Genomic DNA, 19,423 nt, shown 5'->3' on the forward strand with positions numbered 1-19,423 from the left:
AGAAGGAGTGAGCTTGAACCGCTTTCCACGCGTCATGGGTATGCGTTCAGGCTACGACCCGGTCGAGGTCGACGCCCTGATCGGGCGCATCGAGGCGACACTGGGCAGGGGCCCGCGCGACATCGAGCAGGTCACTGCCGACGATGTACGCAGGGCGACGTTCCGGGCCAGGCGCGGCGGTTATCAGGAGACCGCGGTGGACTTCGCGCTGGAGGCGTTCGTGGTGGCGCTGGAGACGCGGGCGAAAAGTCCCGTACGGCTCGCCATGACCGAGCCGACCGGTGAGATGCTGCGCGAGGAGTGGTTCGAGACCCAGGCGGCGCGGGTGGAGCGGGTGGCCTTCCGGCCCGGGCGGATGGGCACGGGTTACAACGAGGACGAGGTCGACGCCTTCCTGGACCGGATCGTGGCCACGCTGCGGGGCACCACCGACTACCCGGTGACGGCCAAGGACGTCCGCGAGGCGAAGTTCTCGACCGTGCTGCTGCGGCCCGGCTACCTGATCGCGGACGTCGACTCGTTCCTGGCGGGCATCGCCGACGTCCTGAAGCAGCGCGCCTGAAGCAGCGCGCCTGAAGCAGCGCGCCTGACTCAAGCGCGCCTGACTCAAGCGCGCCTGACTCAGCGGCCAGCCGTCTTCACGAGCACATAATGGCGCATGGCGATCTCTGTGCGGGCGATCGAGCCCGATGACCGCGCGGCGGTCACCCGGGTCCTGGCCGCCAGTTGGGGCGGTGCAACGGTGATGGCGCTCGGGCGCGGCGAGCTGATCGACGCCGCCGGGCTGCCCGGTTACCTCGCCTTCGACGGTGACGAACTGGCGGGCCTCGTGACGTACACGAGCAAGGACGGCACGGTGGAGATCATCACGGTCGACGCCGTCATCCCCGGCAGGGGCGTCGGGAAGGCGCTGCTCGACGCCGTGCGCGCCGCGGCGGCCGAGCGCGGGGCCGCCAGGCTCCGGCTGGTCACCACGAACGACAACACCCATGCGCTGCGCTTCTACCAGAGGTACGGGTTCGACCTCGTCGCCCTGCATCGCCACGGGGTGGACGCCGCCCGTCGCCTCAAGCCGGACATTCCGCTGGAATCCGACGGCATCCCGATCAAGCATGAGCTGGAGCTCGAACTCCTGCTCTGAGCGGCCCGCGCGCCAGGGAACCCGGCGCGCGGCGCCGGCCGGTCAGCTGGGCGTGATGTGCGGCTTCTGGGCGCTCTTCTCGGACTCGTACGAAGCGCGCACCATGGGGCCTTCCGGCGCCGTGGAGACCTCGGCGACCGGGACGTCCCACCACGCCTCCGACGACGGGCTGTCCAGCATGGGGTCGGCGCGGACATAGATGACGGTCGTCTCCTCGGCCGCGCGGGCCGCCTCCAGAGCCTTGCGGAAGTCGGTCAGCGTGTCGGGCCGCAGCACGGTGGCGCCGAGGCTGGCGGCGTTGGCGGCCAGATCCACCGGCAGGCCGTCGCCGTCGTAGCGGCCGGTGCCCCGGTAGGCGTAGGAGGTGCCGAGCCGCTGGGCGCCGACGCCCTCCGAGAGACGGCCGATCGAGGCGAAGCCGGAGTTGTCCACCAGCACCACGATCAGCTTGACGCCCTCGGAGACGGCCGTGACGAGTTCCTGGGCCATCATCAGGTAGGACCCGTCGCCCACCATGACGAACACCTCGCGGTCGGGGACGGCCATCTTGATGCCCAGCCCGCCGGCGATCTCGTAGCCCATGCAGGAATAGCCGTACTCCACGTGATAGCTGCCAGGACCGCTCGGCCGCCACAGCTTGTGCAGGTCGCCGGGCATGGAGCCGGCCGCGCAGACCACCACGCCGTCGTCGCCGGCCGCGGCGTTGACCGCGCCGATCACGGCCGACTGCGGCATCGGCCGGCCGTCCAGCGCGTACGCCCCGTCCACCACCGCGTCCCAGGCGGCCGACAGCTCGGCGGCGCGCGAACGGTATGACTCCGTGGTGCCCCAGCCCGCGCATGCCCCGGTCAGCTCGGTCAGGCCCTCGCGGGCGTCGGCCACGAGCTGGAGCCCCGACAGCTTGGCCGCGTCGAAGCCGGTGATGTTCAGGTTGACGAACCGGGCCCCGGCCGGGAAGAGCGTGCGGGAGGCCGTGGTGAAGTCGCTGTAGCGGGTGCCGACGCCGATGATCAGGTCGGCCTCGCGGGCCAGCGCGTTGGCCGCGGTGGTGCCGGTCGCGCCGACCGCGCCCATCGCGAGCGGGTGCCCATAGGGCAGCGCGCCCTTGCCCGCCTGCGTCTCGGCGACCGGGATGCCGTACGTCTCGGCGAAGGCCCGCAGCTCGGCCGTGGCCTCGCTGTAGATCACCCCGCCGCCGGCGATGATCAGCGGCCGGCTCGCCGACCTGATCAGCTCGGCCGCCCGCGTCAGGGCGGCCCGCTCGGGGCGTGGTCGCGGCACGTGCCAGAGGCGGCGCTCGAACAGCTCCTCCGGCCAGTCGTACGCCTCGGCCTGGACGTCCTGCGGCAGCGCCAGCGTCACCGCGCCCGTCTCGGCCGGGTCGGTGAGCACCCGCATGGCGGCCAGCAGCGCCGAGGGAAGCTGTTCGGGCCGGTTGATCCGGTCCCAGAAGCGCGACACCGACTTGAAGCAGTCGTTGACCGAGATGTCGTACGAGCGGGTGTCTTCGAGCTCCTGGAGCACTGGGTTGGCGACGCGGGTGGAGAACACGTCGCCGGGCAGCAGCAGGACGGGCAGCCGGTTGATCGTCGCGCCCGCCGCGCCGGTGATCATGTTGGTCGCGCCGGGCCCGATCGAGGTGGTGCAGGCCAGGGTGGACAGCCGGTTGGCGGCTCGCGCGTAGGCGGCGGCCGCGTGCACCATGGCCTGTTCGTTTCGGCTCAGGTGGTAGGGCAGGTCCTCGGTCGAGGTGGCCAGCGCCTGGCCGAGCCCGGCCACGTTGCCGTGGCCGAAGATGCCGAAGCAGCCGCCGAACAGCCGGTGCTCGACGCCGTCGCGCTCGCTCCACTGCTGGGCCAGGAAGCGCACCACGGCCTGCGCCACGGTCAAACGGGTCATGAAGTCCTCCCGAACGGCAGTCTCGCATCGATGGCCTGGCCGTCCCAGGAAGAGCGGATCCAGGCGTGCCGGGGGTCGTCGCAGAACGCCATCGACCGCTCGTCGGCGGGACCGGCCAGGACGTTCAGGTAGTACAGGTCGTAGCCGGGCGCGGCCATCGACGGGCCGTGGTAGCCATAGGGCACCAGCACCACGTCACCGGAGGAGACCTCGGCCAGCGTGTCGATCTGGCCCCGCTCGGAGGAGTAGACGCGCTGGTAGCCCAGGCCGCCGTCGGCCACCTCGAAGTAGTAGATCTCCTCCAGCACGGCCTCGCCCTCGTTGGGGGTGTCGTGCTTGTGCGGGGGATAGGACGACCAGTTGCCGCCCGGCGTGAGCACCTCCACGGCCACGAGCTTGTCGCACTCGAAGACGCCGGGGGCGCAGAAGTTGTTCACCTGGCGGCTGGCCTGGCCCGCGCCCCGGATCTCGACCGGCACCTCCGAGGCCGGGACGTACCGCGGAGCCAGCCGCCGGGTCGCCCGGGTGGAGGGGAACGCGATGCGGCCCGACCCCTCCACCGTCACATCCGTAGAAATCGGGATATAGGCGAAATCGGAGGGTCCGGCGAACACCGACGCGCGGCCGGTCAGCTCGAACCGCTCACCACCGCACGTCACCGTGCACGAGCCCGACAGCGGCAGGACCAGCATCTCCTCCTCCCCGGTCGAGAAAGAGACCGGGGCGCCGTCAAGGTCGGCCACGCGTAGCCCCGAGTAGGTCCAACCGGCCAAGGCGGGCGTGATCTCCACCGGCCACGACCCGCCGGCGGCCTTGCCGTACGGAAGGTATGTCATGAGCGCACCTCTCGAACCAGAGCCGCCGCGCCGTCCACCGCGGCGGCCACGTCGTCGTCCGGAGGGTAGAGCAGCGCGCGGCCGATGACGAGCCCGCGCACGCCCGGCAGGCGCAGCGCGCGGTCCCAGTCGGCGTAGGCCGCGTCGATGTCCGGCGGGTCGCCGCCGAGCAGCAGCGCGGGCAGCGTGGTGGCGGCCATGACGCGCTCCATCTCGGCGACCGCGGGGATCTTCAGCCAGGTGTAGGCGGAGGTCGTGCCGAGTGCCTGGGCGACGCTGATCGACCGGATGACCGCGTCGGGCGACAGGTCGTTGCGCAGGACGCCCGTCTCCGTACGTGCCGCCCAGAACGGCTCGACCATCGCCAGCAGCCGCCGGCGGGCCAGATCGGTGACCGCGTGGGCGCACGACTCGAGCGTGGTGACCGTGGCGTGGTCGGCCGGGTCGATGCGGCAGAGCATCTTGCCGCCGTCGAGACGCATGGCGTCGATGGCGGCCGCGTCGAAGCCGGTGAACCGGTCGTCCAGCTCGAACACCGAGCCCTGGAGGCCGCCCCGGTTCATCGAGCCGAAGGCCAGCTTCTCCTCCAGGGCGCCGAGCAGCAGCAGGTCCTCCAGCACGTCGGGGGAGGCCAGGATGCCGTCTACGCCGGGCCTGGCCAGCGCCGTCTGGAGCCGGTCGAGCAGGTCTGGGCGGCTGGCCATGGCCAGCGGCCGGTCGCGGACGCCGAGCGACCCGCGCGCCGGATGGTCGGCCGCGATGATCAGCAGGCGCTCGCCCTCGCCCGGCAGGCTCCGGCGCTGCCGCCGGGCGGCGGCGCGCTCGATCTCGTCCGGCCGGGTGGCCCGGATGTGGGTCAGGTGGTCGTAGCGGGCGGTTCGGGGCAGCGTCGTGTCGCTCATAGGAGTGCCTGCACCTCGTCAGTCGTGGGCATCGCGTCGGCGCAGGCCAGGCGGGCGGCCACGTAGGCGCCGGCGGCGTTGGCGAAGCGGATCGTCCGCTCCAGCGGCCAGCCGCGCAGCAGGCCCAGGCAGACGGCGCCGCCGAACGCGTCGCCCGCGCCGATGCCGTTCACCACGTCGACCTTGACCGGCTCCGCCACCGCGTACTCGTCTCGGCTGCGGGCCAGCACCCCGTTGGGGCCCATCTTGACGATGGCGACGCGCATCCCGGCGTCGAGCAGCGCCTGAGCGGCCGCCTCCGGGTCGCGGGTGCCCACCGCGTTCTCCACCTCGTCGAGGTTGCCGACGGCCACGTTGGCGTGCGGAAGCGCCTGGCGTACCGCCTCCTGCGAAGCCTCGGGCGACTCCCACAGCATGGGACGGTGGTCCAGGTCGAAGACGGTCCAGCCGGACGTGCGCGCGGCCAGCGCGGCGGCGTGCGCGGCGCGGCTCGGCTCCTGGCTCAGGCCGGTGCCGGTGAACCAGAACAGCTTCGCGTCCCGGATCGCGGCCAGGTCCAGCGACTCGGCGGTCAGTTGCAGGTCCGGCGGATGCTCGCCCCGGTAGAAGTAGAGCGGGAAGTCGTCCGGCGGGAAGATCTCGCAGAACGTGACGGGCGTCGGGGGACCCTCGACGGTGGCCACGAAGGAGTCGTCCACGCCGAAACCGCGGATCGCCTGCCGTACGTACTCCCCGAAGGGGTCGGCGCCGACTGCGGTGATCACGGCGGCGCGCAGTCCGTGGCGCGCGGCCGCGACCGCGACGTTTGTCGGGCTCCCGCCGAGGAACTTACCGAAGGTCTCGACGTGGGCCAGACCCACGCCGGTCTGCAGCGGATAGACGTCGACCCCGGAGCGGCCGATCGTGATCAGGTCGTACAACGCACCTCCAGTGACGGAGCCTTCGTGCCTACTATGGCATATTGTCATGACATTCGGATGTCCGCTATGCCGGTCATTCTTCCCCGACCGAAACCCCCTATAGGTGGATCGTCCAGGGTGGGAGCGTCGCCGAGACCTCCTCGTGACAAAGATGCAGCATGCGGACACACTCCCGAAATATCGGCGGCCCTTTACGTCATCTGGATGTCATGACATATTGGCCGGGTTCCTGGCTTTAAGGACATGTCGGAGGGTTTGCATGGGATTGCGGAATAGGTCGGTAGGTGCGGTCGCGGTCCTCGCCGTGTCCGCGCTGGGGCTCGCCGCGTGCGGCCAGTCGTCCGGCGGCGACTCCGGAGGCACGATCGAGTTAACGATCGCCCAGAACGCCATCGCGGGCGGCAAGAACGCGGCGGCGGCCGACTTCCTCGCCAACTGGGTCGTCCCCAAGTTCGAGGCGGCCGAGAAGGCGAAGGGCAAGGAGGTCAAGGTCAAGTTCGTCCCCAGCGGTGTCGACGACGAGCAGTACAAGACCAAGCTCTCCCTCGACCTGAAGTCAGGCAAGGGCGCGGACGTGATCGACCTCGACGGCATCTGGGCCGGCGAGTTCGCCGAGGCGGGCTACATCAAGCCGCTGTCCGACGTGGTGGGGGCGGGCGCCGAAAGCTGGGACGGCTGGCAGCAGATCCCCGAGTCGGTCCAGGGACTGGCCACCTTCAACGGCAAGAAGTACGCCCTGCCCGTCGGCACGGACGGCCGGGTGCTCTACTTCAACAAGACGCTCTTCCAGAAGGCGGGTCTGCCTGCCGACTGGCAGCCGAAGAGCTGGCAGGAGATCCTCGACGCGGGCGCCAAGCTGAAGTCGGCGGGCGTACCGGTGCCGATCCAGATCAACGCCGGCACCGCGATGGGCGAGGCCACCTCGATGCAGGGCGTGCTCCCGCTGCTGGCGGGCGCGGGCGGCGAGGTGCAGAAGGACGGCAAGTGGACCGGCGCGTCGCAGCCGCTCAAGGACGCGCTCGGCCTCTACCAGAAGATCTACGGCGGCAGCGGCCTCGGTGACCCCAAGCTCCAGCAGGAGGCCAAGGGCCGCGACAAGTCCTTCCAGCAGTTCGCCGGCGGCAAGATCGGCATCCTGATGGAGGGCGACTACTTCTGGCGCGGCGTGGTCAACCCCAAGGACGGCGTGGCCAAGATGGCCGACCGCGACCAGACCGTCGGCTACGCCCTGATCCCCGCCATGGAGCCCGGCAAGGGCCTGCGCGGCCAGGACTTCGTCAGCATGTCGGGCGGCGCGCTGCGGACCGTCAACCCCAACAGCAAGCATCCGAAGGAGGCCTTCGACCTGCTGGCCTTCACGCTCTCGCCGGATGCCCTGAAGGAGGAGACCAAGGACGGCAACGTGCGCATCACCCCGCGCACCGACGTCAACAAGGAGATCCTCGCCGGGGAGCCGCTGCTGACGTTCATCTCGGAGAAGGTGCTGCCGCTGACGGCCTACCGGCCGCCGGTCGCCGTCTATCCGCAGGTGTCGGCCGCACTCCAGGAGGCCACGGCCGCCGTCGTCGGGGGCACGGCACCCGACCAGGCCGCCGCGGACTACCAGAAGAAGCTCGAAGGAATCGTCGGTGGCGCAGGCAATATCGCCTCCTGAAGCTCTCGAAGACGCACCGGCCCGTCGCTACAGCTCGGACGCGGCGGGCCTGGGCAGGCTGAGAGCGGGCGCGTTCGTGGCGCCCGCGCTGGCGCTGATCGCGGTGTTCCTGGTCTTCCCCGCGCTCTGGGTCCTCTACCTCGGCCTCACCAACTACCGCCTCACCGGCGTCGCCGCCGCCGAGCCGCAGCTCGTCGGCCTGGACAACTTCGTCAAGGCGGTCTCCGACCCCGCCTTCTGGAACTCGACCTGGCTGACCGTCCAGTTCGTGCTCGGCTCGGCCGTCATCGGCCAGGTCGTGCTCGGGTTCACGATCGCCTGGCTGATGCGCGATCGCACCGGACCGCTCAAACGGACCGTCGAGGGCCTGGTCATCCTGGCCTGGATCCTGCCCAGCGCCGTGGTGTCGTTCCTGTGGGTGGCGCTGCTCGACCGCGACGGCGGCACGCTCCAAGCGCTGCTGCACGTCCCGGGGCTGGCGCCGCTGCTCGACCACCCGATGCTGTCGATCGTCATCTTCAACACCTGGCGCGGCGCCGCCTTCTCGATGATGTTGTACGGCGCCGCGCTCGGGAACGTGCCGCCCTCGCACCTGGAGAGCGCCCGCCTGGCCGGGGCCTCCGGCTGGCAGCAGTTACGCGACGTGGTATTCCCCCACATCAGGGGACACATCCTGACGAACCTCCTGCTGATCAGCCTGTGGACGTTCAACGACTTCACCCCGTTCATGCTCACCGCGGGCGGGCCCGACGGTCAGACCGAGGTGCTGGCGGTCCACGTCTACAAGGTCGCGCTGCAGGGCAGCGAGCTGGGCTACGGCGCGGCCGTCTCCACGGTCATCCTGCTGATCAACCTGGTCGTGGCGGTGTTCTACCTGCGCCTGCTCAGGAGTAAGAAATGACGCGGTTCGTGCTGGGCCGGATCGGCTTCTACACGCTGATCGCGGTGCTGCTGGCCTTCTTCACCATTCCCTTGCTGTGGCTGGCCGCCGCGCCGTTCACCTCGGACCCCACCTACGAGGTCCGGGTGCCCGACTTCACGCTGGACAACTTCCGGGCGATCCTGGAGCATCCGTACGCGCTGCCGTCGCTGCTGAACTCGCTGATGCTGGCGGTCGGCACGGCCCTGCTCGTGGTGGTCTTCGCGGCGCTGGCCGCGTACGCGCTGAGCCGGGTGCGGTTGCCCGGCCGCGACGCGCTGCTCTACGCGCTGCTGCTGCTGTCCTCGATCATCACCGGCACGGCCGCGATGGTGCCGCTGTTCCAGCTGGCCGTCGAGCTGAACCTGATCGACTCGCAGTTCGGGGTGATCCTCATCCTGACCGGCGGCCTGCTGCCCGCGGCGATCTTCATGCTCAAGGACTTCATGGACTCCACGCCGAAGTCCTACGAGGAGTCGGCGCGCGTCTTCGGGGCCTCGCCGCTGCAGATCGTCCGGCACGTGGTCGTCCCCCTGGTACGGCCGGGGCTGGCGACGATCGCGGTGTGGGCCGTGGCCAACGTGTGGGGCAACTTCCTGATGCCGTACCTGCTGCTCAGCGATGTCGAGAAGCAGCCCGCGGCGGTCATCATGTACACGCTCTACACCGAGGGCGGCCAGGCCAACCTCACCCTGCTGTCCACGTTCGGCCTGCTCTATTCGGTCCCCGTGGTGCTCATGTACCTGTTCGTCAGCAAGAAGTATGGCTTCCGCTTCCACGGAGGGATCAAGCGCTGATGGCCGCCATCGAACTGCGAGCCCTGACCAAGGTCTACCCCGGGGGAGTCAAAGCGCTCGACTCGCTCGACCTGGCCATCCCCGACGGCGAGTTCTTCGCCCTGCTCGGCCCGTCCGGCTGCGGCAAGACCACGCTGCTGCGCACGATCGCCGGGCTGGAGACCGCAACGGGCGGCGCCGTCGTCATCGGCGACCGCGACGTCACCGGCGTCCAGCCTGGCGGCCGGGACATCGCGATGGTCTTCCAGGACTACGCGCTGTTCCCGCACATGGACGTCACCGACAACATCGCCTACCCGCTGCGCATCAAGAAGGTCGGCAAGGCCGCCCGGCAGCGCAAGGCCGAGGAGGTCGGCGCCAGGCTGGGCCTGGACCAGCTCATGGACCGGCGCCCCGGCCAGCTGTCCGGCGGCCAGCAGCAGCGGGTCGCGCTGGCCCGCGTCATGGCGACGCAGGCGCAGGCGTTCCTGTTCGACGAGCCGCTGTCGAACCTCGACGCCCGGCTCCGCCTGGAGGCCCGTACGTTCCTGAAGAAGCTGCAGCGCGAGCTCGGCGTCACCACCGTCTTCGTCACCCACGACCAGGCCGAGGCCCTGGCCATGGCCGACCGGATGGCCGTCATGGAGGCCGGGCACATCCGCCAGATCGGCACGCCGGCCGAGGTGTTCCAGCGGCCCGCCAACACCTTCGTCGCCGGGTTCATCGGCTCGACGCCGATGAACCTGCTCGAGGGGACCGTCGGCGGTGACACGCTGGAGGTGGCGGGGTGCAAGGTGCCGGTCCCCGCCTCGGCCGAGGGCCTGCTGACCGACGGCGAGCGGATCGTGTACGGCGTGCGGCCCGAGTACAACACCTACTCGGCCGAGCCCGCCGACGGCTCGCTGGGTGGAAAGGTGGTCATCGTGGAGAACCTGGGGGCGTCCCACCTGGTGACGCTGGAGGTCGGCGACGTGCTGGTGCAGGCGGTCGTGCCCGAGGGCGGCGAGCCGTCGATCGGGGCCGACGGCTTCGCCACGCCGCGCCGCGACCGGGCCCTGGTCTACCGGGACGGCGAGCTGGTGTCGGCATGACCGTGATCCGCGGCCACTGGAGCCTGGACGACCGGCTGGAGCGGATCCTGCGCGAGGTGCCCTTCGAGGTGCCGGCCGGCACCGGCGCGCTGACCGTACGGCTGGGCTTCGACCGGTCACAGGGCGTGCTGGACCTCGGCTGCGGCGCGCCGGACGGGTTCCGCGGCTGGTCGGGCGGCGCGCGCGACGAGTACACGATCACCACTGACTGGGCGACCCCCGGCTACCTGCCCGGTGAGCTGGAGCCGGGGACGTGGCAGGTGTGGCTGCGGCTGCACCGGGTGCCGCCGCAAGGACTCGACTACACGCTGGAGATCCACACCGAGGCCGCCGCGCCCCCACGGCCGGTGACCGAGGAGCCGCCGCACGGGGACCGGCCGCCGCGCCGCGACCTGCCGGGCGTCGACGGCCTGCGCTGGTTCGCGGGCGACTTCCACTCCCACACCGTCCACAGCGACGGCGTGCTGACCATCCCCGAGCTGGCCGAGCTGGCCAAGGGCCGCGGCCTGGACTTCCTGGTCGTCACCGACCACAACACCATCAGCCACCACCCCTGGCTCGGCGACGACCGAGGCATCGCCCTGCTGCCCGGCCAGGAGGTGACCACGGATCGGGGCCACGCCAACGTGTTCGGCGACGTCGGCTGGGTGGACTTCCGGCAGCCCGCCGACTCCTGGGTCCGGCACGCCGCGCGCGAGGGCGGGCTGATCTCGATCAACCACCCGCTCGGCGGCGACTGCGCCTGGCTCCAGCCGCTGACCGAGCGACCGCGGATCGCCGAGGTCTGGCACTCCGGCTGGTGGGACCGCCGCTGGGGCGCGCCCCTGGCCTGGGCCGACGCCTGGGCACCCGACCTGGTCGCGATCGGCGCCAGCGACTTCCACCGCCCCGGCGACGACGGCCTGCCGGGCGCGCCGACCACCTGGGTCCTGGCCGAGGACACCAGCACGATCTTCGATGCCGTCGCCGCGGGCCGTACCGCGATCTCCGCGGGCCCCGGTGAGCCGCTGCTGCTCAGGCTGGGTGACGAGCTGCTCGCGCTCGACGCCGACGGCCTCGTCCTGGTGCGCCCCGGCGGCGATCGCCAGGTCATCCGCGGTGAGCGGGTACTTGTCCCCGGGAGAGAGGGACGGCACCGCCTGGAAACGTACGAGAACGAGGTGATCGCCATATGCGCGTGACACGAGTCGCCAACGCCCCCGTGAGCTTCGGCGTGTTCGAGCTGGCCGACGCGCCGCCGCCGCTGACCGCCGACCAGATGGTCCACGCGCTCGCCGACGCCGGCTACGCGGGCATCGACCTGGGGCCCATCGGCTATCTCGGCACCGGCGCCGACCTGGTGGAGCGGCTCGACGGGTTGCTGCTGGCCGGCGGCTGGGCCGACCTGCGCTACAGCGACCCCGTGGAGTTCGAGAAGGGGCTGGCCGCGCTGGACGCGACGCTCGACGTGTTCGCCGCCGCGCCGGCCGCTCCCGAGCACCTGGCGCCCCGGCCCACGCTCGGCTGCTCGGGCTCTCCGGCGCGGTTCGCCAGGCCGGGCGGGAACGCTCCAGGGCTGGACGCCGCCGACTGGCCCGGCTACGCCTCCCGCGTCCAGATCGCGGCCGACCGCTGCCGCGAACGCGGCTTCGAGCCCGCCTTCCACCACCACCTCGGCACCTACGTCGAGACGCCCGAGGACGTCGAGCGGCTGCTGGAGCTGACCGACGTACAGCTCTGCCTGGACACCGGCCACCTGCTGCTGGCCGGCGGCGACCCGGTGACCGCCCTGCGCGACTGGTCGGACCGGGTCGGCCACGTGCACGTCAAGGACGGCGACACCGCGATACTCGGCCAGGCCCTCGCCGACGGCGTGGACCTGCGCGAGCTCATGGGCCGGGGCGGCTTCGCGCCCCTGGGCGAAGGCGAGCTGGACCTGCCGGGCGTCGTCCGCGCGCTCGACGAGATCGGCTACCAGGGCTGGATCATCATCGAGCAGGACACCCTGCCGGGCCGCCGGTCGGTTGAGCGGAACATCGCCGATCAAGCCGCCAACCGCGAGAAGCTGAGAGAGCTGGGACTGTGACCCCCAAGCTGACCCCACGCTGGAGGATCGGGTTGTGAAGATCGCGCTTGTCGGGTGCGGCGCCGTCACGCAGGCGGTGTACGTGCCACTGCTGTCGAGGCGCCGCGACCTGTTCGAGGTGACCGCCGTCTGTGACCTGTCGCGGGCCCTCGCCGACGTCGTCGGCGACCGGCTGGGCGCGCCGGGGCGCTTCACGGCCGTGGAGAGCATGCTGGCCGAGGGCGGGTTCGACGCCGTGCTCATCCTCGCCTCCGGCTCCCACGGCGAGCCGGTACGCCGGGCGCTGGCCGCGGGCTACGCCGTGCTCTGCGAGAAGCCGCTCGCGCTGACCAGGGCCGAGGTCGAGGCGCTGCCCGAGGGGCGGCTGATGGTCGGCTACATGAAGCAGTACGACCCGGCCGTGCGCCGGGCCGAGGAGTTGCTGGCCGAGCTGGGCGGCCCGGCCGCGATCCGGTCGGTCGAGGTGACCGTGCTGCACCCGAGCGCCGAGTCGCAGCTGGCCTTCGCCAGCCTGACACCGGCCCGCGACGTCGACCCCGCGCTGCTGGACTCGCTGCGCGCGGCGGAGCACGCGCTGGTCTCCCGGGCGCTGGGGGAGTCGGCTCCCGACTCGGTACGGGCCCTCTACGGGGTGGCCCTCGGCTCGATCTGCCACGACTTGTCGCTCTTGAGACGATTTAGCGGGTCGCCCGCCGATATTTCGGCTGTTGAGACGTGGGGGCCGGGGCCCGGATCCGTCGAGATCTCCGGGACGCTGCCCGTCGCCGGGCGGTTCTCGATCCGGTGGCACTATCTGGCGGACTACCCCGCCTACCGGGAGACCGTGGTCATCCACCACGACAGGGGCTCCCTGGAGCTGGTCTTCCCCTCTCCCTACCTGATGAACGCGCCCACGACGCTGACCGTGGTCTCGGGTGACGGCTCGGGCGGCGAGAGCCGGACCGAGTGGCGTGACGTGACCGAGGCGTTCGAGGTGCAGCTGGCCGCCTTCCACGCCTACGTCACCGAGGACGAACCGCCGCTCACCGCCGCGGCCGGCGGGCTGGCCGACATCGTCACGGCCCAGAGCATCGCCGCGCGCTACGCCGTACAGCATGACCTGCCCATCGGAGGGGAAGCCGCGTGACCGCCGAAATCGTCGTCGTCCCGCACACGCACTGGGACAGGGAGTGGTACGAGCCCTTCCAGCGCTTCCGGCTGCGGCTGGTGGCGCTGCTCGACGAGGTGCTCGACACGATGGAGCGCGAGCCCGACTACCACTTCACCCTCGACGGGCAGTTGGCCTGCGTCGACGACTACCTGGAGGTCCGGCCGGAGAACCGCGACCGCATCGCCGCGCTGGTCGAGTCCGGGCGGCTGGCGGTCGGGCCGTGGCAGATCCTGCTCGACGAGTTCCTGTGCTCGGGCGAGAACATCGTGCGCAACCTCGAACTCGGCATGAACCGGGCCGACAAGCTCGGCGGGGCCATGCCGGTGGGGTACCTGCCCGACATGTTCGGGCACACAGCGCAGATGCCGCAGATTCTGCGGCGGGCCGGGCTGCTGCACGCCTGCGTCTATCGGGGTGTGCCGTCGTCCGTGGTGACCGACGCCTTCGCCTGGGTCGCGCCCGACGGCACGGCGCTGCGGACCCAGTACCTTCCGGCCGGCGGCTACGGCAACGGGGCGCACCTCTTCGAGGATCCGGCGCACCTGCCGGAGCGGGCCGCCGAGTTCACCGAGCGGATGCGGGGGTGGCACGGGCCCGAGGGGGCTTTGCTGGCGATGTACGGGACCGACCATTCGGCTCCCGTGCGCGGGTTGCCCGGCATGGTGGCGGACATCGGCGCCCGCATGGACACCTTGTCCGGATATATCGGCGCTTATTCGGGTGAGGTGGAGGGGCTGCCCCGGGTCTCCGGCGAGCTGCGCTCCCACGCCCGCGCGAACATCCTGCCCGGCGTCATCTCCGTACGCGCCCACGTCAAGCAGGCCATGGGCCGGGCCGAGCGGATGGTCGAGCGCTACGCCGAGCCGCTGGCCACCCTCTGGGGCGGCGACTGGCCCGGCCGCTTCCTCGACATGGCGTGGTGGCGGCTGGTGGACGCCAGCGGGCACGACTCGGTGACCGGCTGCGGCGTCGACGACACGGCCCAGCAGGTCGCCGCGCGCATCGCCGAGGCCGAGCAGCTCGGGCAGGCCGTACGCGACATGGTGACCGCCCGGCTGTCGGCCGCCGTCCCGTCGGACGGGGTGCTCGTCGTCAACCCGACGCCCGCCACGCGGCGCGGCGTCGTGCTGGTGGACGTGGCGGGCCGGGATCCCCTGGTGGACCCGGCCGGCGCGCGGGTGCCCGCGCAGACCTTGGAGTACGCGCCCACGCTGCTGCTGGACGCCGAGATGGACCCGGCCACGGCGCTGACGTTCATCCACGGCACGGAGCTGTACGGCCAGCACATCACCGGCTGGTCGGTGGACGGCGGCATGCTGACGTTCACGGTGGCGCGGGAGTCGGCGACGGCCTTCAACGTGGCGCAGCTGCGCGGGGCGCTGGACGGGGTGACCCGGGTACGCATCGTCGCCGAGGCCCGCCGTACCGTCGCCGCCCTCGTCGAGACCCCACCCCTGGGACACACCAGCATCCGACCGGCGTCTGCCGACACCTTGCGCGACACCGGCCCGGCGGAGTCCGGTGGTGAGCGTCGTTCGGCGTCCGGTGCCTCCGCCGCGATGGGCGCGCCGGTCGCCGGGGTGCGGGCCGAGGAGCGGGCGCTCGACAACGGGCTGCTGCGCGTCGAGGTGGTGGCGGACGGGACGCTGGCGCTGACCGGCGCCGACGGGACCACTCTCACGGGCGCCGGCCGCATCGTCGACGGCGGCGACGTGGGCGACACCTACAACTACGCGCCCCCGGCCGAGGACCGGATCGTGTCGGACCCGGTGTCGGTCGAGCTGACGCCGGTCTGCTCGGGTCCGCTGGTGGCCGCCTTCGACGTCCGCCGCACCTACCGCTGGCCCGCCGCCGGCCAGGGCATCGAGGGCACCCCGGAGATCCCGGCCGCCGCCAGGACCGAGGCGACCGAGGAGATCGTCGTCGACACGCGGGTCGAACTCCGGGCCGGCGAGCCGTACGTCAGGCTGCACGTCTCGTTCGACAACCGATGCTCCGACCACCGGGTACGGCTGCACGTCCCGCTACCTGTACGGGCGGCGGCCTCGCACGCGGAGGGCCAGTTCGCGGTCGTCACCCGCGGCCTGTCCGCGGAGGGCGGCTGTGGTGAGGAGCCGCTGCCCACGTTCCCGGCCTCCGGGTGGGTGGCCGCCGGTGGTGTCGCGGCGCTGCTGGAGCACGTCACCGAGTACGAGTTGGTGGACGACGGCGCGGAGCTGGCCCTCACCCTGCTGCGCTCGGTCGGCTACCTCTCCCGCAACCTGCACGCCATGCGCCCCGAGCCCGCCGGTCCCCAGCTGCCGACCCCGGCCGCCCAGTCACGCGGCCTGCGCTCGGTCAGCCTCGCGCTCATGCCGTACGGCGGGTCGTGGGCGGCGGTCCCGCCGGCGGCCGAGACGTTCCGGCACGACCTCCTCGCGGTGCCCGGCACCGGCGACCCGTCACTCGCCCTGCCTCCGGTGGCTTCCGGCCTGTCGGTGACGGGCGACGGCGTGGTCATGACCTCGCTCAGGGTCCGCGACGGCCGACACGAACTCCGCGTCGTGGCGTACTCGGAGACCCCCACGAGCGCGATCATCTCCGGCACCTTCACTCAGGCCCGCCACGCCGACCTCCGCGGCCGCCCAGGCGACCCGATCCCTGTCTCCTCCGGCACGATCCACCTGCCTCTGCGCCCCTGGGAGATCGCCACCGTCCAACTTGGAAACTGAGAGTATTTCCATAACTACGTAGAGTAATACCTCAGCCATGATCACCCCATTGCACGAGGGGCTGGTCGGGATCACTACTCTCGACCCCGAACTTACGGCGCGGATGCTGCGCGAGCTGTTCGCCCTCCCGATACCCGACAAGTCAAAGGGCACCCAGGTGTCCTGCGACTTGTCGGAATGCGTACCGGCCGTCTACCGGGCGGACGCGGCACTGCTGTACGGCGATGACCCCAAGGAAGCCAGGCTGGGCGTCATCGCCGAGGTCCAACTGGAGCAGGACGAGACGAAGCGCTTGTCCTGGCTCGCCTACATCGCCAACCTCCGCGCCCGCGACAAGTGTCCCGTCTGCCTGGTCGTCATCTGCCCCAAGCGAAGGACCGCCGAGTGGGCGTCGCTTCCCATCGAAACCGGCCATCCGGGCCTGACCCTCACCCCGTTGGTGATCGGGCCCGACAACACTCCCGTCATCACCGATGTGGCCGAAGCCGTCGGCAACATCGGCCTGGCGGCCATCTCGGCGATCACGCAGAGCAAGCATCCGGAGATAGAAACCATCCTCGCCACCCTGACGGAGGCTTTGAACAGCCTCGATCCGGACGTGGCCCGACGCTACGCTGAATATGTCACCGTGGCGCTGACCGGCAACGCGCAGAAGGAAATGGAGCGACTCATGGCCACAGAGACTTACCGCTACCAGGGAGAGTACGCACAGAGTCTGCTCGCCAAGGGTGAGGTCAAGTCGCTGCTCATTTTCCTCGAGGCGCGAGGGATAGCGCTGTCCGACAGCGACCGTGAGCGCATCACGACCTGTGGTGACATGGCACGCCTCGAGCTGTGGATGAGGCGGGCGGCTCAGGTCTCCACAGCGGAGGAAGTTTTTGCCTGAGACCCATCTCTACCAGGGGGCCTACGCCCAGAGTTTGATCGCCAAGGGGCGCGCCGAGGGAGTGGCCAACGCGGTGGTCAGGGTGCTCGCTTCCCGGGGAATCGTGCTGTCCGGCACCGACCGTGAGCGCATCGAGAACTGTTGTGACGTGGAGCTTCTCAAGGTGTGGCTGATTCGTGCGATCTCGGTCGACTCGGCGGAGGAACTCTTCGCCTGACCTGAACGTGAACCATTGACCGAGGCGGGCCCACAGAACCCCGCCTCGCGTCAGCTCAGCGCGTCCCCCACGAGTAAGTCTGCTTGCGCAGCTTCAGATACACGAACGACTCGGTGGCCCTCACCGCCGGGATGGCCCGGATCTTGCTGAGGATCTCCAGCAGGTGCCCGTCGCCCTCGCACACCACCTCGACGATCACGTCGAAGGACCCGGCCGTCAGCACGACGTAGTCGATCTCGTCGATGGCCGCCAGTTCGTCCGCGACCGACTCCAGGTCGCCCTCGCAGTTGACCCCGATCATCGCCTGGCGCGGGAAGCCGAGCGTCAGGGGGTCCGTCACCGCGACGATCTGCATCACCCCGGCCTCCTGCAGCCGCTGCACCCGCTGCCGGACCGCCGCCTCCGACAGGCCCACGGCCTTGCCGATCGCCGCGTACGGCATGCGCCCGTCGCTCTGCAGCTGTTCGATGATCTGCTTGGAGAGATCGTCGAGCACGAACGGCCCAGAGGGCGCGTCACTGTTGCGTCGTACGCGGGGCGGCGTGGACATTGCGAGGATCCTCCTAGCGGTCCGGCGTTGCGGGGGCATTCCCGCGGTGTTGCCGTCCTGGTGCGACATGGTGTCAGTTCTGATCGCTCTGTCAAGCGAATTCGTAGCAATTTGGTATATTCGCCACGAAATCCCTTGTCGTGAGGCGTGTGCTCTGTAAGAGTCTCCGCATCTCAGCCACCTCACCAGGAGGTCATATGACCGAGCTTGTCGAGGTCATCCATAGACACAGCACCTTGGTCAGGCGACCGACGAAGGAGAGCGCATGACCACCCGTCTGCAGAACTTCATCAACGGTGAGTACGTGGACGCCAAGAGCGGCCGATTCTCCGATGTCATCGACCCCTGCACGGGCGAGGCCTACCTTCAGGCCCCGATCTCGGGCAGTGAGGACGTCGACATCGCCTACGCCGCCGCGGCTGCCGCGTTCGAGTCATGGGGCCGGACCACCCCGGGTGAGCGGGCCAACCTGCTGCTCAAGGTCGCCGACGCCATCGATGCCCGCGCCGACGAGATCAACGAGGCGGAGTGCCTGAACACCGGCAAGCCGCGGGCCCGCATGGCCGAGGACGAGACCCCGGTCGCCTCCGACCACTTCCGCTTCTTCGCCGGCGCGGCCCGTACGCTGGAGGGCCCCACCTCGGGCGAGTTCCTCGCCGAGCACACCAGCGTCATCAGGCACGAGCCGATCGGTGTGATCGGGCAGGTCACGCCGTGGAACTACCCGATGATGATGGCGGTCTGGAAGATCGCCCCGGCGCTGGCCGCCGGCAACACGATCGTGCTCAAGCCCTCCGACACCACTCCGGCCTCCACGCTCAAGCTGGCCGAGATCCTCGGTGAGGTACTGCCCGCCGGGGTCTTCAACGTGGTGACGGGCGACCGGGAGACCGGCGCGCTCGTCGTGGGCCATCCGACCGCGGCCATGGTCGCCATCACCGGCTCCGTCGGCGCCGGCATGTCGGTGGCCAAGACCGCCGCCGACGACCTCAAGCGGGTGCACCTGGAGCTCGGCGGCAAGGCGCCCGTCGTGGTCTTCGAGGACGTCAAGGACCTGCGCAAGGCCGCCGGCGACATCGCCACCGCGGGCCTGTACAACGCGGGCCAGGACTGTACGGCCGCCTGCCGCGTGCTGGTCCACGAGAGCGTGCACGACGAGTTCGTCGCCGCGCTCACCGAGGCCGCCGCCGGCACCGTGACCGGTGACCTGGCCAACGACGAGGCGCTGTACGGCCCCCTCAACAACGAGAACCAGCTGGCCAGGGTGCAGGGCTTCATCGAGCGCGTCCCGGCGCACGCCAAGGTGCTCACCGGCGGCCACCGGGTCGGCGAGAAGGGCTACTTCTTCGCCCCCACGATCGTCGACGGGCTCAAGCAGGACGACGAGATGGTGCAGAACGAGGTGTTCGGCCCGGTCATCACCGTCCAGACGTTCTCCGACGAGGCCGACGCGCTGGCCAAGGCCAACGACGTCAGGTACGGCCTGAGCGGCTCCGTCTGGACCTCCGACCACGGCCGCGCCATGCGCATGTCCAACAGGCTCGACTTCGGCGTGGTCTGGGTGAACACGCACATCCCGTTCGTGTCGGAGATGCCGCACGGCGGCTTCAAGCACTCGGGGTACGGCAAGGATCTTTCAGTGTTCGGTCTGCATGACTACACCCGGGTCAAGCATGTCATGCACTACATCGGCGACTAAGGACTGT

The 19,423-nt window shown here is 70.6% G+C and carries 18 protein-coding genes; 13 read left to right on the top strand and 5 right to left on the bottom strand.

Features of this window, described 5'->3' with window-relative positions; genetic code table 11:
* Positions 1-34: 34 nt before the first annotated feature.
* Together LDL49_RS09300 and LDL49_RS09305 are read left to right on the top strand one after the other, a co-directional pair.
* Positions 35-562 (top strand): DivIVA domain-containing protein, encoded by a 528-nt coding sequence (locus LDL49_RS09300; protein ID WP_225290531.1) that lies wholly within the window; start codon positions 35-37, stop codon positions 560-562.
* A 96-nt stretch (positions 563-658) separates the two neighbouring features.
* Positions 659-1,141, top strand: a complete 483-nt coding sequence (locus tag LDL49_RS09305) for a GNAT family N-acetyltransferase (RefSeq protein ID WP_225290532.1) — start codon at positions 659-661, stop codon at positions 1,139-1,141.
* 42 nt (positions 1,142-1,183) lie between these two features.
* On the opposite strand, the gene iolD is transcribed toward LDL49_RS09305, so the two are convergent.
* From iolD to iolC, 4 genes are read right to left on the bottom strand one after another with little or no spacing between them, the layout of a single operon-like run.
* A complete protein-coding gene (gene iolD / locus LDL49_RS09310) occupies positions 1,184-3,040 on the bottom strand; it encodes a 3D-(3,5/4)-trihydroxycyclohexane-1,2-dione acylhydrolase (decyclizing) (RefSeq protein WP_225290533.1) in 1,857 nt (618 codons plus the stop codon).
* Entirely contained in the window at positions 3,037-3,876 is an 840-nt protein-coding gene (gene iolB, locus LDL49_RS09315) for a 5-deoxy-glucuronate isomerase (RefSeq protein WP_225290534.1), read from the bottom strand. Before iolB ends, iolD begins: the two co-directional genes overlap by 4 nt.
* Positions 3,873-4,778 carry a Cgl0159 family (beta/alpha)8-fold protein gene (locus LDL49_RS09320; RefSeq protein WP_225290535.1) on the bottom strand — a complete coding sequence of 302 codons (906 nt, stop codon included), beginning with the start codon at positions 4,776-4,778 and terminating at the stop codon, positions 3,873-3,875. Before LDL49_RS09320 ends, iolB begins: the two co-directional genes overlap by 4 nt.
* Positions 4,775-5,698 (bottom strand): 5-dehydro-2-deoxygluconokinase, encoded by a 924-nt coding sequence (gene iolC / locus LDL49_RS09325; protein ID WP_225290536.1) that lies wholly within the window; start codon positions 5,696-5,698, stop codon positions 4,775-4,777. Before iolC ends, LDL49_RS09320 begins: the two co-directional genes overlap by 4 nt.
* 259 nt (positions 5,699-5,957) lie before the next feature.
* On the opposite strand from iolC, the gene LDL49_RS09330 reads away from it, so the two are divergent.
* The 10 genes from LDL49_RS09330 to LDL49_RS09375 are packed head-to-tail and all read left to right on the top strand — an operon-like array spanning position 5,958 to position 17,167.
* Positions 5,958-7,352 (top strand): extracellular solute-binding protein, encoded by a 1,395-nt coding sequence (locus tag LDL49_RS09330; protein ID WP_225290537.1) that lies wholly within the window; start codon positions 5,958-5,960, stop codon positions 7,350-7,352.
* Entirely contained in the window at positions 7,327-8,253 is a 927-nt protein-coding gene (locus LDL49_RS09335) for a carbohydrate ABC transporter permease (RefSeq protein ID WP_225290538.1), read from the top strand. The genes LDL49_RS09330 and LDL49_RS09335 overlap by 26 nt, the downstream gene beginning before the upstream one ends.
* Positions 8,250-9,068, top strand: a complete 819-nt coding sequence (locus LDL49_RS09340) for a carbohydrate ABC transporter permease (RefSeq protein WP_225290539.1) — start codon at positions 8,250-8,252, stop codon at positions 9,066-9,068. The genes LDL49_RS09335 and LDL49_RS09340 overlap by 4 nt, the downstream gene beginning before the upstream one ends.
* Positions 9,068-10,138 carry an ABC transporter ATP-binding protein gene (locus LDL49_RS09345; protein WP_225290540.1) on the top strand — a complete coding sequence of 357 codons (1,071 nt, stop codon included), beginning with the start codon at positions 9,068-9,070 and terminating at the stop codon, positions 10,136-10,138. Before LDL49_RS09340 ends, LDL49_RS09345 begins: the two co-directional genes overlap by 1 nt.
* On the top strand, positions 10,135-11,319 hold the full coding sequence (locus tag LDL49_RS09350) for a CehA/McbA family metallohydrolase (protein ID WP_225290541.1): 1,185 nt from the start codon (positions 10,135-10,137) through the stop codon (positions 11,317-11,319). The genes LDL49_RS09345 and LDL49_RS09350 overlap by 4 nt, the downstream gene beginning before the upstream one ends.
* On the top strand, positions 11,310-12,203 hold the full coding sequence (locus LDL49_RS09355) for a TIM barrel protein (protein WP_225290542.1): 894 nt from the start codon (positions 11,310-11,312) through the stop codon (positions 12,201-12,203). The genes LDL49_RS09350 and LDL49_RS09355 overlap by 10 nt, the downstream gene beginning before the upstream one ends.
* 34 nt (positions 12,204-12,237) lie before the next feature.
* Positions 12,238-13,329, top strand: coding sequence for a Gfo/Idh/MocA family protein (locus LDL49_RS09360; RefSeq protein ID WP_225290543.1), 1,092 nt, complete (start codon positions 12,238-12,240; stop codon positions 13,327-13,329).
* Positions 13,326-16,064, top strand: a complete 2,739-nt coding sequence (locus tag LDL49_RS58270) for a glycoside hydrolase family 38 N-terminal domain-containing protein (protein WP_225290544.1) — start codon at positions 13,326-13,328, stop codon at positions 16,062-16,064. Before LDL49_RS09360 ends, LDL49_RS58270 begins: the two co-directional genes overlap by 4 nt.
* Before the next feature lie 37 nt (positions 16,065-16,101).
* Positions 16,102-16,950, top strand: a complete 849-nt coding sequence (locus tag LDL49_RS09370) for a hypothetical protein (protein ID WP_225290545.1) — start codon at positions 16,102-16,104, stop codon at positions 16,948-16,950.
* The gene (locus LDL49_RS09375; RefSeq protein WP_225290546.1) at positions 16,943-17,167 is read left to right on the top strand and encodes a hypothetical protein; all 225 of its coding nucleotides are present in this window, start codon (positions 16,943-16,945) and stop codon (positions 17,165-17,167) included. The genes LDL49_RS09370 and LDL49_RS09375 overlap by 8 nt, the downstream gene beginning before the upstream one ends.
* A 55-nt stretch (positions 17,168-17,222) precedes the next feature.
* On the opposite strand, the gene LDL49_RS09380 is transcribed toward LDL49_RS09375, so the two are convergent.
* Positions 17,223-17,717 carry an Lrp/AsnC family transcriptional regulator gene (locus LDL49_RS09380; RefSeq protein WP_225290547.1) on the bottom strand — a complete coding sequence of 165 codons (495 nt, stop codon included), beginning with the start codon at positions 17,715-17,717 and terminating at the stop codon, positions 17,223-17,225.
* A gap of 265 nt (positions 17,718-17,982) precedes the next feature.
* Here LDL49_RS09380 and LDL49_RS09385 point away from each other — a divergent pair, with 265 nt between their 5' ends.
* Positions 17,983-19,416 (top strand): gamma-aminobutyraldehyde dehydrogenase, encoded by a 1,434-nt coding sequence (locus tag LDL49_RS09385; RefSeq protein WP_225290548.1) that lies wholly within the window; start codon positions 17,983-17,985, stop codon positions 19,414-19,416.
* Positions 19,417-19,423: the final 7 nt, after the last annotated feature.

It is taken from the genome of Nonomuraea aurantiaca (genome assembly GCF_020215705.1).
Lineage (GTDB): Bacteria > Actinomycetota > Actinomycetes > Streptosporangiales > Streptosporangiaceae > Nonomuraea > Nonomuraea aurantiaca.